The organism is Agrobacterium sp. LAD9, assembly GCF_003031125.1.
Lineage (GTDB): Bacteria > Pseudomonadota > Alphaproteobacteria > Rhizobiales > Rhizobiaceae > Agrobacterium > Agrobacterium radiobacter.
This window is the reverse complement of record NZ_PHGS01000009.1, coordinates 417,455-430,629: the sequence shown is the minus strand read 5'-3', so window position 1 is coordinate 430,629 and position 13,175 is coordinate 417,455. Positions and strand designations below refer to the sequence as shown.

Genomic DNA, 13,175 nt, shown 5'->3' with positions numbered 1-13,175 from the left:
ACGGATCGGCTAGGTCAATCGATGGCAGATACAGGCGCCTGCGCGCTCGAAGCGGATGACATCCACAAGAGCTTCGGCACGCATGAAGTTTTGAAGGGCGTTTCGTTGCAGGCCCATAAGGGCGATGTCATCTCGATCATCGGGTCTTCCGGTTCCGGCAAAAGCACCTTTCTGCGCTGCATGAATTTTCTCGAAACGCCGGATCGCGGCCGTGTCATCATCAATGGCGAGGAAATCGCCACAAAAACCGGCCGCGACGGCAAGGCCGTGCCGAAAAGCTGGCGGCAGGTGGAAAAATTGCGCACCGGTCTCGGCATGGTGTTCCAGAATTTCAATCTCTGGGCCCATCGCACCGTTCTGGAAAACGTCATCGAGGCGCCCGTTCATGTTCTCGGCGTCAAGCGGCAGGAGGCGGTTGAAAAGGCCGAAGCCCTGCTGAACAAGGTCGGGCTCTACGACAAGAAAAACGCCTATCCGGCATTCCTGTCCGGCGGACAGCAGCAGCGCGCCGCCATTGCGCGTGCTCTCTGCATGGAACCGGCGGTGATGCTGTTCGACGAGCCCACCTCGGCGCTTGATCCGGAACTGGTGGGAGAGGTTCTGAAGGTCATCCGAGATCTGGCCGAGGAAGGCCGCACTATGCTGCTCGTCACCCACGAGATGCGCTTTGCGCGCGATGTGTCCTCCCAGGTCGTGTTTCTGCATCAGGGCCGGGTGGAGGAGGCAGGCCCGCCGGCGCAGGTGTTCGGCAACCCCACGAGCGCCCGTTGCCGGGAATTCACCGGCGCGCTGGCCAATTGACCCTTTTGCCTGACAGTCCGTTTTAACAGGAGAGACTTGAATGAAATTCTTCGCCACGCTGCTTGCCGGAACGGCATTCGCGGTTTCCGCCTTCACAGCCAGCGCCGACGTGCGTTTCGGCATCATGAACGAAGCCTATCCGCCCTTCTTCGCCAAGGATGCCAGCGGCAAGTGGCAGGGCTGGGAAATCGACCTCATGGACGCCGTCTGCGCGGAAATGAAGGAAAAATGTTCGATCGTGGAACTGTCCTGGGATGGCCTCATCCCGGCGCTGCAGACGAAGAAATTCGACGTCATCTGGTCCTCCATGTCGAACACGGAAGAGCGTCAGAAGATCATCGATTTCACCGATAAATATTACAACACGCCGAGCAAGCTGATCGGCGCCAAGGGCGAAAAGGCGGGTGCGACGGCCGAGGACGTCAAGGGCAAGACCATCGGCATTCAGGTGGCGACGATCCAGTCCGAATATTACAAGAAGTACTTCGCCGGTGTCGCCGATGAGAAGACCTACCAGACGCTGGACGAGGCGTTTCAGGATCTCGGGGCCGGCCGCATCGATTATGTCTTCGGCGATTCCATCGTCCTCGACGCTTTCGTGAAGAGCGATGCGGGCAAGGATTGCTGCGCCGACATGGGCGATGTCGCCGACGACAAGGAAATCCTCGGTCTCGGCGTTTCGGGCGGCCTGCGCAAGGAAGACACCGAACTCAAGGCCAAGCTGAATGCGGCAATCGCCGCCGTACGCGCCAGCGGCAAATATGACGAGATCAGCAAGAAGTACTTCAGCTTCAATATTTACGGGCAGTAATTCGATCTGATCGGTCACGCATATGGCAAGCCTTGAAACCACGTTGCAACTTCTGTCTCCCTATCCTCCGGGATGGGGCGGCACCCTGTTGAAGGGTGCGGCATCGACGCTTGCCATTTCCGCCGGCGCCTATCTGATCGGCCTTGCCATCGGCATGGCCGGGGCGCTCGGCAAGCTTTCGGGCAACAGGCCGCTTGGCCTGCTGCTCAACCTCTACACCACCGCGATCCGCGCGGTTCCCGAGCTGATCCTCATCGTCGGGCTTTATTATGCCGGTACTGACGGTCTCAACCGGCTGCTGCTGCTGGCTGGCATGCCGCCGCTGGAGGTCAACGGTTTCGTTGCCGCCGTTGCGGTTCTGGGTTTCGTGCAGGGCGCCTATATGACCGAGGTGCTGCGCGGTGCGATTCTTGCCATTCCGAGCGGGCAGATCGAGGCGGCGCGCGCCTTCGGCATGTCACCCGCCTTGCGGTTCCGCCGGGTGGTCTTGCCGGCGCTTTTGCCCAACGCCTTGCCGGGGCTTGGCAATCTCTGGCTTGCGGTGACCAAGGACAGCGCATTGGTGGCGGTCGTCGGTTATCAGGAGCTGGCGCTCGCGACGCGGCTGGCCGGGGCCAGCACCAAGCAATATTTCCTGTTCTTCCTTGCCGCCGCCCTGCTTTACCTTGCCATCACGCTCGTTTCGAACCTCGTTTTTTCGCTGGTCGAACGCCGCGTGCGGCGCGGCCAGCCGGCCCTGGCCTGAGGAGGGGACGGCATGGATTTTTCATGGGTCGCGAAATATTGGCCGCTTCTTCTTTCGGGTGCATGGCAGACGGTGGCGCTGCTCGTCATCTCCGTCAGCATCGGGTTTCTTCTGGCCATCGGGCTCGCCTTCGCACAGGTGAGCGGCGGGCGGATGACGAAAATCCTGGCGCGGGCCTATTGCACCTTCTTCCGGGGCACGCCGCTGCTCATCCAGCTCTGGCTGCTTTATTACGGCGTCGGCTCGCTTCTGCCGATGATCCCCGGCATCAGGCAAAGCTTCATGTGGCCGGTGCTGCGTGAAGGGTTCTTCTTCGCGGCCGTCAGCTTCACGCTGAATTATGCAGCTTATGAGGCGGAAGTTCTGCGCGGCGCGCTGCTGGCCGTGCCGAAAGGCGAGCTGGAGGCGGGCAGGGCTTTCGGCATGGGCCGTTTCACCCTCATTCGCCGCATCTGGCTGCCGCGCGCCATCCGCATTGCGCTGCCGACCATTGCCGGCGAGGTGGTGATGCAGCTGAAGGCGACGCCGCTTGCTTTCACCGTGACTGTCATGGATCTCTACGCCGTCGCCTACAAGGTGCGGCAGGACACGCTGCTCGTCTATGAGCCGCTGATCGTCGTCACCGTCTTTTATCTCATTCTCACCGCCATCATCGCCCGCTGTTTCGGTCTTATCGAACAGCAGGTGCCGGTCCGGCGATAAACATTCAGGGAGTTATGACCGTGAGCACAATCCGTATCCTCGACGGCGGCATGAGCCGCGAATTGCAGCGGCTCGGCGCCGTGCTGAAACAGCCGGAATGGTCTGCGCTGGCGCTTATCGACGCGCCTGAGATCGTGCGGCAGGTGCACCAGGAATTCATCGAAGCCGGTGCCGATGTCGTCACCACCAATTCTTATGCTCTGGTGCCCTTCCACATCGGCGAAGAGCGTTTCCAGAAGGACGGCGCATCGCTGATCGCCCTTTCCGGCAAGCTGGCGCGCGAAGCGGTGGATGCCTCCGGCCGCAAGGTGCTGGTGGCGGGTTCGCTGCCGCCGATCTTCGGTTCCTATGAGCCGCAGAATTTCGATGCGGGCCGGGTGCAGGCCTATCTGACGGTGCTGGTCGACAATCTCGCGCCTCATGTCGACGTCTGGCTCGGCGAGACGCTCAGCCTGATCGCCGAGGGCGAGGCGGTGCGTGAAGCCGTTGCCGCGACTGGCAAACCGTTCTGGATTTCCTTCACGCTCAATGATGATGCGGCTGCGACCGGCGGCGAGCCTGCGCTTCGCTCCGGTGAAACGGTCAAGGCGGCCGCCGAATGGGCGGCGCAATCGGGCGCGGCCGCCCTTCTGTTCAATTGCAGCAAGCCGGAAGTCATGAAAGCCGCGGTTGAGACGGCCGCCGCTGTCTTCGCGGAAAAGGGTGTGTCACTGGAAATCGGCGTTTATGCCAATGCCTTTGAAGGCGAGCAGGGTGATTCCGCCGCCAATGAAGGGCTGCATGACACGCGCGCCGATCTGACTGACGATGTCTATTCCCGTTTTGCCTGCTCCTGGGCGGATGCAGGCGCGACCATGATCGGCGGCTGCTGCGGTATTGGTGCTGCGCATATCCACAAGGTTGCGACAGCGTTGCGGCGCGCGGCCGCCTGAAACGCCCGGCGTCGCATTTAACGCCACCATCATAAATCAAAGCGGCAGATTCAAAACCTGCCGCTTTTTTTGTACGCGGCTATTGACCTCAACTATAGTTGAGGAATTATCAGGACATGGAACACTGTTGAAGGACGTTCCATGAGCGATGATACACTTTCCATACGGATCATATTTGGCAGCGCCCGCAACCCGCGCTTCTGCGATGTTGTCGGCCAATGGCTGCTTGACCAGCTGAAGGCTCTGCCGGGACTGGAGCTGGCGGTCATCGACCCGCGCGAACTCGATCTGCCGCAGGACCACGCGCCCGAGCGCGCCTCGGTGCGGCAGCTTCGGCAAAGCCTTGATGGCGCCGATGCCTTCATCGTCGTCACTCCGGAATATAACCGCAGTTATCCCGGCGCGCTGAAGGTGCTGATCGATTCCGCCTATGACGAATGGGGCGCCAAGCCGGTGGCCTTCGTGTCCTATGGCGGGATTTCCGGCGGCCTGCGCGCCACCGAGCAGCTTCGCCCCGTTTTTGCGGAACTGCATGCGGTGACGATCCGCGATGTCGTCAGCTTCTCCAATCCCTGGGATCGTGTCGATGCCGCCGGCCAGTTCGACGCCGGTGCGGCGGCGGCAGGCGCGCTGGAGACGATGATGAGCAAGCTTGGCTGGTGGGCGCGGGCGCTGAAACAGGCGCGGTCCGCAACACCCTACAAGGGGGCGTGAGAATGACCGAAAAATCCTTCGCGTTGAAAGTGACGCTCCTGTTCGTCGCCACGCTCACCATCATGGCCGGAACCACGGTTGCACCTTCGCTGCCGGCCATAGAGCAGACTTTCCTGTCGACGCCGCATGTGGATATCATGAGCCGCATGGTGCTGACATTGCCCTCGGTTTTCGTGGCTTTCTGCGCGCCCATTGCAGGTGTGCTGGCGGATCGCTTCGGCCGCAAGCGGCTGCTGCTCGGCGCTATCCTGCTTTACAGCCTTTCCGGCATGTCCGGCCTTTTTGCCGAAAGTCTTGCCGGCCTGCTCGTCGGGCGTGCCTTTCTCGGTCTGGCGATCGGCGCCATCATGACGATCGGCACGGCGCTGGTGGGCGATTATTTCGAGGGTCCGGCGCGGGAGCGCTATCTCGGCCTGCAACAGGCCTTTACCCAGATCGGCGGCGTGGTTTTTGTGGTGGCGGGCGGTTTGCTGGCGGATCTGCACTGGCGCGCGCCCTTCGCGGTCTATGCCGTCGCCCTGCTCATTCTGCCGGCGGCCGTGTTTTTTCTGACGGAGCCGGTGAGGAACGATGGTGGGATCAAAGCCGGTGGCGAACAGGAGTTTGCGGTCAACTGGCTGCTGGTGGGTGTACTGGCGCTGGCAGTATTTCTCGTCAATGCCCTGTTCTACACCATCCCCTCGCAGCTGCCGTTTTTCCTGGGGGAGCTTGGGGTGTTTTCCGGCAGCATTGCGGGATACGCCATCGGCATTTTCAATCTGGCCGGGGCGTTGGCGGCGCTCAATTTCGGGCGATTGCGGGCAAGGGTCAGCGTGACCGCCATCATTGCCGCCGGGCTGGTGTCGATGGCGGCGGGTTTTGCGCTGCTTGCCATGGCCGAGGGGCTGGTTGCCATGCTGTCATCGCTTGCGGTGGTGGGGTTTGGCCTCGGTGTGGTGATGCCGGGCATCATGTCCACGACCATCATGCTGGCGCCGCTCAGCCTGCGCGGGCGTATCGCCGGCATCGTCACTGCTTCGATGTTTCTCGGGCATTTCATCTCGCCGCTGGCAAGCCAGCCGTGGATTGCCCGGTTCGGTTTTGCCGCCGCCTATCGCGACATCGCCATGATATTCGCCGCCATGGCCGGGCTTGCCCTTGTCGCCCTGATCTTCCAGCGGCGGAGCGACGCACGAAGATCGCGTTCTTTTGCGTCGGGCCGTTGATGCGGTTGCTGCCGGTGGTTGTGAAGGAATTGTAAAGTTTTTGACTATAATCATTTTTCTGAAAATAAACGGAAGGCGCGCCGGCGAAGAACCGGTTGATTCCATTCCCTTCCTCGAAATTAGGCGTGGCGTTTCCGTTTTGCTTGCGGAACCGCCGTGCCATCCGGGGCGGCGGCCTGTCCGTATTTGAAGGGACAGGCGGCATTCCCGGCGCATGCATGAAGCAGGTGAGGTGAGAGCCGATGATACGGCTAGCGGAGCTTCGATGATCGAGGCGCTCGACGTGCATGTCAATCTCACCGAACACCTCCGGCACGGGGAAGGAGCGGTTTTTCATGCCTTGAGGTTCTCCGTGTCCTTTCTTCAAAACGCCAGTATCCGCACCAAAATCCTGTCGCTCATTCTCCCTCTCTGTATCGTCGGCCTTGGCGCCACCGCCTTTATGGCAAGCCGTTACAAGGAATCGGACACGGCTTATTCGGATTTCATCGCCAACGACAATGCCGCGCTGGTGGAGCTTGCCCGTGCCAACCGCAATCTTTCGGCGGTGGCCTACGGCGCCTATCAGATCATGGCTTATGATGTGAATGGGGCCGAGATAAAGGTCGCCAAGCAGACCTACAATGAAAGCAAGGCGTTCCTCATGAAGCGCCTTAACATTGTGAAGGCTGTTTTCCCTGAGGAGGCTGCTTCCATGGATGCCTTCATTACGCAGGCGCAAGCCATAACCGAGATGACGGACAAGGCTGTCGAACTTGGGATGGCCAACCGCAATGCGGAATCCGCTGCACAGCTGCTCAAGGCGGATACATCCATTCAGGCGACGTCGAATGCCATAACAGCGCTGGTGGACAAGCTTGCCAAGGGCATCGTCAAGGGCAGTGATGACCTGACGGACAAGACTAATTCGACCATTCTGATCTCGCTGGTGGTTGTCGGGATCGTTTTCCTCGCCGGCATCATTCTCGCACTTTTCGTGGCGTCTCGCGGCATCACGACGCCGATTGCCCGCCTGCGCGCGCGTATGGTGTCGCTTGCCGGTGGCGAGACGGCGGCGGAAATCGACGGCACGAACCGTAAGGATGAAGTGGGCCAGATGGCGGTCGCGGTTCAGGTGTTCCGCGAAAACGCCATCGAGCGCATTCGCCTCGAACAGGAAACCGAAGCCAATCGCAGCCTCTCGGAGAAAGACCGGATCGAGCGCGAGCAGCAGAAGGCAACGGAGGCGGCCGATGTCAAATTCGCCGTCGACAATCTCGCAGCCGGCCTCTCGAAGCTTTCGGAAGGCGATGTTTCCTATCGCATCGGCCAGCCTTTCACCGCGACGCTGGATGGCGTTCGCAACGATTTCAACACGTCCGCCGAAAAGCTGCAGGCGGCATTGACCAAGGTGGCGCAGAACGCCAGCGGCATCGGTGCGGGCGCGGACGAGATCAAGTCTGCCGCCGATGATCTGGCCAAGCGCACCGAGCAGCAGGCCGCAGCCGTGGAGGAAACAGCCGCTGCGCTTGAAGAAATCACCACGACGGTCAGGGATTCCACCAAACGCGCGCAGGAGGCGGGCCAGATCGTCAGCCGCGCCAAGGCGGGCGCCGAACAATCCGGCCAGGTGGTGCGCCGCGCCGTGGTCGCCATGGAGCAGATCGCCAAATCGGCCAATGAGATCAGCAACATCATCGGCGTGATCGACGAGATCGCCTTCCAGACCAACCTGCTTGCGCTGAATGCCGGTGTGGAAGCCGCCCGTGCGGGCGAGGCCGGCAAGGGCTTTGCCGTGGTGGCGCAGGAGGTGCGTGAGCTTGCCCAGCGCTCCGCCAACGCGGCGAAAGAGATCAAGGCCCTGATCACCACATCAAACGACCAGGTGCAGCAGGGCGTGCAGCTGGTCGGCGACACCGGAAAGGCGCTGGAGACCATCGTTTCCGAAGTGCAGGAAATCAACCGGCACGTCGTCTCCATCGTGGAGGCTGCGCAGGAACAATCCTCCGGCCTGCAGCAGATCAATACGGCGGTCAACCAGATGGACCAGGACACGCAGAAAAATGCGGCGATGGTGGAAGAAACCAATGCCGCGAGCCACAGCCTGGCCAAGGAAGTGGCGTCACTCAACCAGCTGCTCTCGCAGTTCAGGTTAGCCGACGGCGCTTATCAGCAAAAAAGCCAGCCTGCTCCGGTTCGTAGCGCCGGCGGCAACGACAAATACGTGGCATCCCCCGTCCGCGCGCTAGGCCGCAAGATCGCCTCGGCGTTTTCGGGCAATGCCGCTGTCGATACAAAGGGCGACTGGCAGGAGTTCTGAGGGGGATTGGCTTTGCGCATGAGCTGCGGCGGGGAGACATCCCCGCCGATGATCAGAAAACATGCTGCACAATCGAAAATCGTTTGCGTTAAATCATCACTCCCCTCACGGGATTAAGCAAATCGTCAAATTGAGGACAATCCTAGATTGACGTAATCGAACTGTTCGGCAACTCTGTCTTGATTATGGCACGACAGGGGGACATATGAGCACGATCGAAGAGAGTTTGCGCGCAATCGCTGAACGCGTGAAATCATATTCCAGCACCATGGCAACAGAGGAAGCTGTCAAGACGGCTGTTGTCCTGCCTTTCTTACGCTCACTCGGCTACGATGTGTTCGATCCTTCTGAAGTCGTTCCAGAGTTCACTGCTGATGCCGTTGGAAAGAAGGGCGAGAAGGTCGACTACGCGATCAAAATTGAGAATGAAGTCCGCATTTTGATTGAATGCAAACCCATTTCGGTGGCACTGGATAAAAAGCACCTTGATCAGCTATATCGCTACTTCAGCGTGACAAATGCGAAGTTTGCGATTCTAACGAATGGTCGAACTTTCAATTTTTATACTGACCTCGAGGCGCCCAATAAATTGGACACCAGGCCGTTTTTTGTGTTCGACGTCACGGATTTCAATTCCGGTATCGTGAACGAGTTACGCAAATTCGAAAAATCCTCTTTCGATGTGGATGCGATCCTCGCGACAGCCGAACGCCTAAAATATACGTCTGGAATAAAACAGGTGATATCGAAGCTGATCGAAGAACCCTCAGAGGAGTTTGTGCGGATCGCCTCTGCTGGCGTCTACGATGGCCGCATGATCGCCCAGGTGCGCGAAATGCTGACCGGTGTAGTCCGGACTGCTTTTCGGGAAGTCATCATGGACACAGTGAAAAGTCGCCTTTCGAGTGCGCTCGCGGACACTGAAGAGGTTATCGAAAAGATTGATGCTCCCGTAGAAGACGAACCTGAAATCGTCACCACTGAGGAAGAGCGCGAAGGCTATATGATCGTCAAGGCAATCGTGCGGGATACCATAAGCTCGACCCGTGTGGTTATGCGAGACCAGAAATCCTATTGTGGCATCCTGATCGACAACAACAATCGAAAACCTCTGGCACGCCTGCATTTCAATCGGTCCATCAAATACATCGGTCTTTTTGACGGTGAAGCGGAAGAGCGGTTAATTATCGACAGTCTGGATCAGATTTACGATCATTCTGATAGGCTTAGGGCTACGGCGAAAAGATATATCGAGTGAAGCCAGTTTGCTCCCGAGAATGCTGTCGAGAGCGCCTCTCATCGAAGGAACTAAAACCGCAGCATAACCGGCGTTGCCAAACAAGAGTCGTCCCAAGTCTGGGACGACCTTCCCGCAGATCGCGACGATTTCAGGCGGAAGATTCATTTCCGCGCAGACCGTTCGAGCCAAAACCAGTATATAAAGCTCATTATCGAGCCATACTCATGGGATGGCGCAGAAGAAAATGGCGCACCCGACAGGATTCGAACCTGTGACCTTTGGAATCGGAATCCAACACTCTATCCAGCTGAGCTACGGGTGCAGCAGTCACGCTTGAATCGCGTGCAGCGGTTGGTTCATACCCCAGCTTTGTTTCCGCATCAATGTCTAAAAATCAAAGATTTGCGAAAGGTTGCCTGTTTTCGGGCGGGGCCGGGCGTGGGGCCCTGTTGTGAGGTCGTCGCACGCTTTTTCGTGACGGCGAGGCGATGCGTTGTTTGACGTATTGTATTTTTGCCGGAATAGGTTTTCCCTTATAAGTAGTATATTATTGCCGGGCCGAACCGCTCTCTTGTCCCATTATCGAAATGGTGGCCGGATTGCGGCAATGTCCTTCAAACACGGCGCAGGAGGCGATTTTAGCCCCTCAAAATTGGCGGGTAAATAGTCATACTTTTTTTTGTTGCTCGCGGCGATCCGGAGTCCGTGGTTGCTTCACTGGCGATTAACTGTCAAATTATTATACAATATTAGTATCATCTACATTTATTTGGGATACAGTTTCGCAACGTTGTCGGTTATGATTTCGGCAAGGTAAAGGAACGAATCAGGCGGGGGATCGGATGGCTTTGCGATTGGCACACAGCAACGGGCCGCGAACGGAAAAGGCCGAAAGCGGCAGCGCGGAAGCGGCGCACCTCACGGCGATCGACTATGGGTTGCTGACGACTGCGATCAGCTATCACTTGCGGCACTCGCAACTTGCCGTGGCAAATGGCTTTGCCGATGTGCTGGCCGAGCAGGGATTGCGGCCCGCCGATTTTTCCGTGCTCGTCATCGTCGGCGGTAATCCGGGCCTCAAACAGAGCGATGTGGCTGAAGCGCTCGGCATACAGCGGGCCAATTTCGTCGCGATCGTCGATAGCATGGAAGAGAAGGGGCTGCTTGTCCGCCGCAAATCGGAAGAGGACAGGCGCGTTCATTTCCTCGACATGACGGAGGAAGGCAGCAGCCTTCTCGACCGGCTTTCCAATACCTGGCGGGACCGTGAGGAAAAGCTGATCGACCGGATCGGCGGCAAGAAGGCGCGCGATCAGCTTCTGGCTCTGCTCGGACGCCTGCGCGACTGACCGTCGAAGAGAGCCTTGGGCAGTCCGGGTGCTGGGCGGCCGCAGGGTGCGGCCTGATGTTCCCGTCTTTCCATGGTTTGCGATATCGGCAACCATCTTCCCGCGCTGGTCTTTCACGTCAGCCTGATCGGCAGCGGGCCGAATTGCGTTGCAATTCTCCCGCGAAACCGCCAAGACGCATAAGCATCTTCACGTCTTGTGGCGTGAAGGCGCAATCATGCGATCGACTGGAAAGGCCCGGGACGGGAACGCCATGCTGAATATCGATACGAGTCATCCGCTTTATCGCCCCCTGTGGGTCCGGTTGCTCATTGTCGGCTTTTGCGCCGCATGGGCCGTCATCGAATTCGTCAATCGCGAGTTTTTCTGGGGAACTATCGTTGCCGGCGTCGGGGCTTATGCGGCCTATGAATTGCTGCTGAAGTTCAAACCCGCAAGCGATGCCGACAAGGGCGGGAATGGCACGGATGAGCCCGCCGCCGAAAGCACGCCCACCGATAAGAACGATGCGGGCTGAAGCGCCGCTCATCTTCCGTTTTATATATTTTCCGAGATAAGGCGACCCGGCATTTTCAGCGGAAATGCTCGCGCGTTCGCAACATCCGGATCGCCTGGTCGATCAGGAGATTGGCCGCCGTCATGCGCAGCGTCGCATTGTGCCGGAATTGCGGCTTCACCCGGTCGGGATGATTGAGGCGGGCAAAAGCGCGCCGCTTTTCCGCAAGCGTTGCGGCCGTGTCGGTTTCGTGGATCGCCAGTTCCGCGGAGACATCGGCAAGCGAGGTCTTTTCGAGATGAGCCGGCATTGCTTCCGGCTCGGGCTCCGGTTGAGGTTCCGGCGGTGGTGCGGGCTCAGCCATGAAGGCGAGATAGGCATCGAGATTGCCGTTCGCCGGTGGCGGCGTTTCAATATGCGTATCGATGACAAAGCCCGAGCTGAAACCGGCAATGCGGTGACTGGCGGGCGGTGGCGGTTCCACGCCTTCCTCTTCTTTTTCCTGTTTCAGCCTTTCGACGACCGATTGGAAAACGGATTGTCCGAAGAGCATGCGGCTGTTCCCTCGCCGGTCTGACTATCCGGCCTTTATGGATCATGAAGGTGGTGTCTGGCTTGCCGCCCTCACGGGCCGGTCAGCTTGCGGCTCTCATCCAGAACCAGATCGTAGAGCAGGCGGGCGCTGGGCGGCAAAACCCGGCCCTTGGTGGTGATGATGCTGTAGGGCTTCACGACGAGTTCGAAATCCGTCGGCAATATGCGGGTTCGACCGATATCCGCTTGCTGGCCGGCAACGAATTCGGCCATGTCCTGGGCGATCGGCGCAATCGCATCGGTGTTGCAGATGAGGGCGAGCGTCAAAAGCATGGAGGGCGTGTTGATAATGTTGCGCGGCATGGCGACGCCGTGCGTGAGGAAGACATCCTCCATGGTTCTGCGCAGAAGCGCGCCGGGCGGCTGGAAGACCCAGTCGTAACCGGAGAGATCCTGCAGGGTCACGGGCTCGCCCCGAAGCAGGGGATGGCCTTCACGCACGACAAGACAGGCGCGCTCGATGCCGATTTCATGGATGGAGAAGAGACCGGGATCGAAATCATCGGGAATGCGGCCGATGATGAAATCGTGGCGGGCGGCCAGCAGTTCACGCGCCAGCACGTTGCTGCTTTCCACCTGCACGTTGATTTCAATGCCGGGATAGGTGTCCATGGCGCGCCTTATGGCGGGAACCACGAGGCTGATGGCAGGCGCGGTGACGGCGCCGATATAGACCGAGCCGCCGCTGCCTGACTTCATCTGGTTGAGCTCGCGGCTCGCCTCGCGCAGTTCCAGCAGGATGGTGCGTGCGCGGCGCGCCAGCGCCTCGCCGAATTTCGTCAGCACCACGCCGCGCGAGGCCCGCTGACAAAGGGGTGATTTGACGATTGCCTCCATTTCCGAGAGCATGCGCGAGGCTGCGGGCTGCGTCATGTTCATGGCGGCTGCCGCTGCGCTGACCTGCCCGTGCTCTTCGATCATGACAAGCATGCGCAGGTGGCTCATCTTCAAACCGGCCCGCAGCAAAGGGTTGTCTTCAAAGACGAAAACTGCGTCCGTTGTTTGCGCCTGCTCATACACTTTTTGGTTGTTCATTCGCGGTTCTATACCCCTCATCGGTTTTTGTATCGATTTAATATATCATAATTGATATATGGAAACTGATTTATTCTATTTGACAGTTATATGGATTCAGAACAATTTGCGGAATGCCGGGGAGGAGCGGCAGCTGTTCCATTTCGCAATTGCGAAATCGGGGTGAGCGCAACGCGGCTTCTTCCTCTGACGGCATGAATTTCATGGTGCATCGCAACATGCGGGCTCCAGAGAAGGGCTCAAGGGAGAGAG

13 protein-coding genes and 1 tRNA gene are annotated in these 13,175 nt (G+C 58.9%); 11 read left to right on the top strand and 3 right to left on the bottom strand.

Features of this window, described 5'->3' with window-relative positions; translation table 11 throughout:
* Positions 1-21 precede the first annotated feature (21 nt).
* The 9 genes from DA915_RS11815 to DA915_RS11775 all read left to right on the top strand — a co-directional run bounded on the left by DA915_RS11815 (position 22) and on the right by DA915_RS11775 (position 9,467).
* Positions 22-801 (top strand): ABC transporter ATP-binding protein, encoded by a 780-nt coding sequence (locus tag DA915_RS11815; RefSeq protein WP_060725219.1) that lies wholly within the window; start codon positions 22-24, stop codon positions 799-801.
* Between the two features lie 40 nt (positions 802-841).
* Entirely contained in the window at positions 842-1,612 is a 771-nt protein-coding gene (locus tag DA915_RS11810; RefSeq protein WP_107675889.1) for a transporter substrate-binding domain-containing protein, read from the top strand.
* A 22-nt stretch (positions 1,613-1,634) separates the two neighbouring features.
* Complete coding sequence (locus DA915_RS11805; RefSeq protein ID WP_107675888.1) at positions 1,635-2,357, top strand: ABC transporter permease; 723 nt, start codon at positions 1,635-1,637, stop codon at positions 2,355-2,357.
* A 12-nt stretch (positions 2,358-2,369) separates the two neighbouring features.
* Positions 2,370-3,059, top strand: a complete 690-nt coding sequence (locus tag DA915_RS11800) for an ABC transporter permease (protein WP_003509452.1) — start codon at positions 2,370-2,372, stop codon at positions 3,057-3,059.
* A gap of 20 nt (positions 3,060-3,079) precedes the next feature.
* The gene (locus tag DA915_RS11795) at positions 3,080-3,991 is read left to right on the top strand and encodes a homocysteine S-methyltransferase family protein (RefSeq protein ID WP_107675938.1); all 912 of its coding nucleotides are present in this window, start codon (positions 3,080-3,082) and stop codon (positions 3,989-3,991) included.
* A 141-nt stretch (positions 3,992-4,132) separates the two neighbouring features.
* Positions 4,133-4,705: an NADPH-dependent FMN reductase gene (locus tag DA915_RS11790; protein ID WP_107675887.1), complete on the top strand. Its 573-nt coding sequence runs from the start codon at positions 4,133-4,135 to the stop codon at positions 4,703-4,705.
* A 2-nt stretch (positions 4,706-4,707) separates the two neighbouring features.
* On the top strand, positions 4,708-5,910 hold the full coding sequence (locus DA915_RS11785) for an MFS transporter (RefSeq protein ID WP_107675886.1): 1,203 nt from the start codon (positions 4,708-4,710) through the stop codon (positions 5,908-5,910).
* A 352-nt stretch (positions 5,911-6,262) separates the two neighbouring features.
* Positions 6,263-8,209: a methyl-accepting chemotaxis protein gene (locus tag DA915_RS11780; protein ID WP_107675937.1), complete on the top strand. Its 1,947-nt coding sequence runs from the start codon at positions 6,263-6,265 to the stop codon at positions 8,207-8,209.
* A 205-nt stretch (positions 8,210-8,414) separates the two neighbouring features.
* Positions 8,415-9,467, top strand: a complete 1,053-nt coding sequence (locus DA915_RS11775; RefSeq protein ID WP_192886471.1) for a type I restriction endonuclease — start codon at positions 8,415-8,417, stop codon at positions 9,465-9,467.
* A 227-nt stretch (positions 9,468-9,694) separates the two neighbouring features.
* On the opposite strand, the gene DA915_RS11770 is transcribed toward DA915_RS11775, so the two are convergent.
* Positions 9,695-9,771: transfer RNA gene (locus DA915_RS11770), tRNA-Arg, on the bottom strand.
* Positions 9,772-10,291: 520 nt separating this feature from the next.
* On the opposite strand from DA915_RS11770, the gene DA915_RS11765 reads away from it, so the two are divergent.
* Together DA915_RS11765 and DA915_RS11760 are read left to right on the top strand one after the other, a co-directional pair.
* Positions 10,292-10,798, top strand: coding sequence for a MarR family winged helix-turn-helix transcriptional regulator (locus DA915_RS11765; RefSeq protein ID WP_020809385.1), 507 nt, complete (start codon positions 10,292-10,294; stop codon positions 10,796-10,798).
* Positions 10,799-11,051: 253 nt separating this feature from the next.
* The gene (locus DA915_RS11760; protein WP_107675885.1) at positions 11,052-11,315 is read left to right on the top strand and encodes a hypothetical protein; all 264 of its coding nucleotides are present in this window, start codon (positions 11,052-11,054) and stop codon (positions 11,313-11,315) included.
* 55 nt (positions 11,316-11,370) lie between these two features.
* Here DA915_RS11760 and DA915_RS11755 read toward each other — a convergent pair whose 3' ends face one another.
* A complete protein-coding gene (locus tag DA915_RS11755; protein WP_107675884.1) occupies positions 11,371-11,847 on the bottom strand; it encodes a hypothetical protein in 477 nt (158 codons plus the stop codon).
* A 71-nt stretch (positions 11,848-11,918) separates the two neighbouring features.
* The gene (locus DA915_RS11750) at positions 11,919-12,923 is read right to left on the bottom strand and encodes a LysR family transcriptional regulator (protein WP_107675883.1); all 1,005 of its coding nucleotides are present in this window, start codon (positions 12,921-12,923) and stop codon (positions 11,919-11,921) included.
* Positions 12,924-13,175 lie beyond the last annotated feature (252 nt).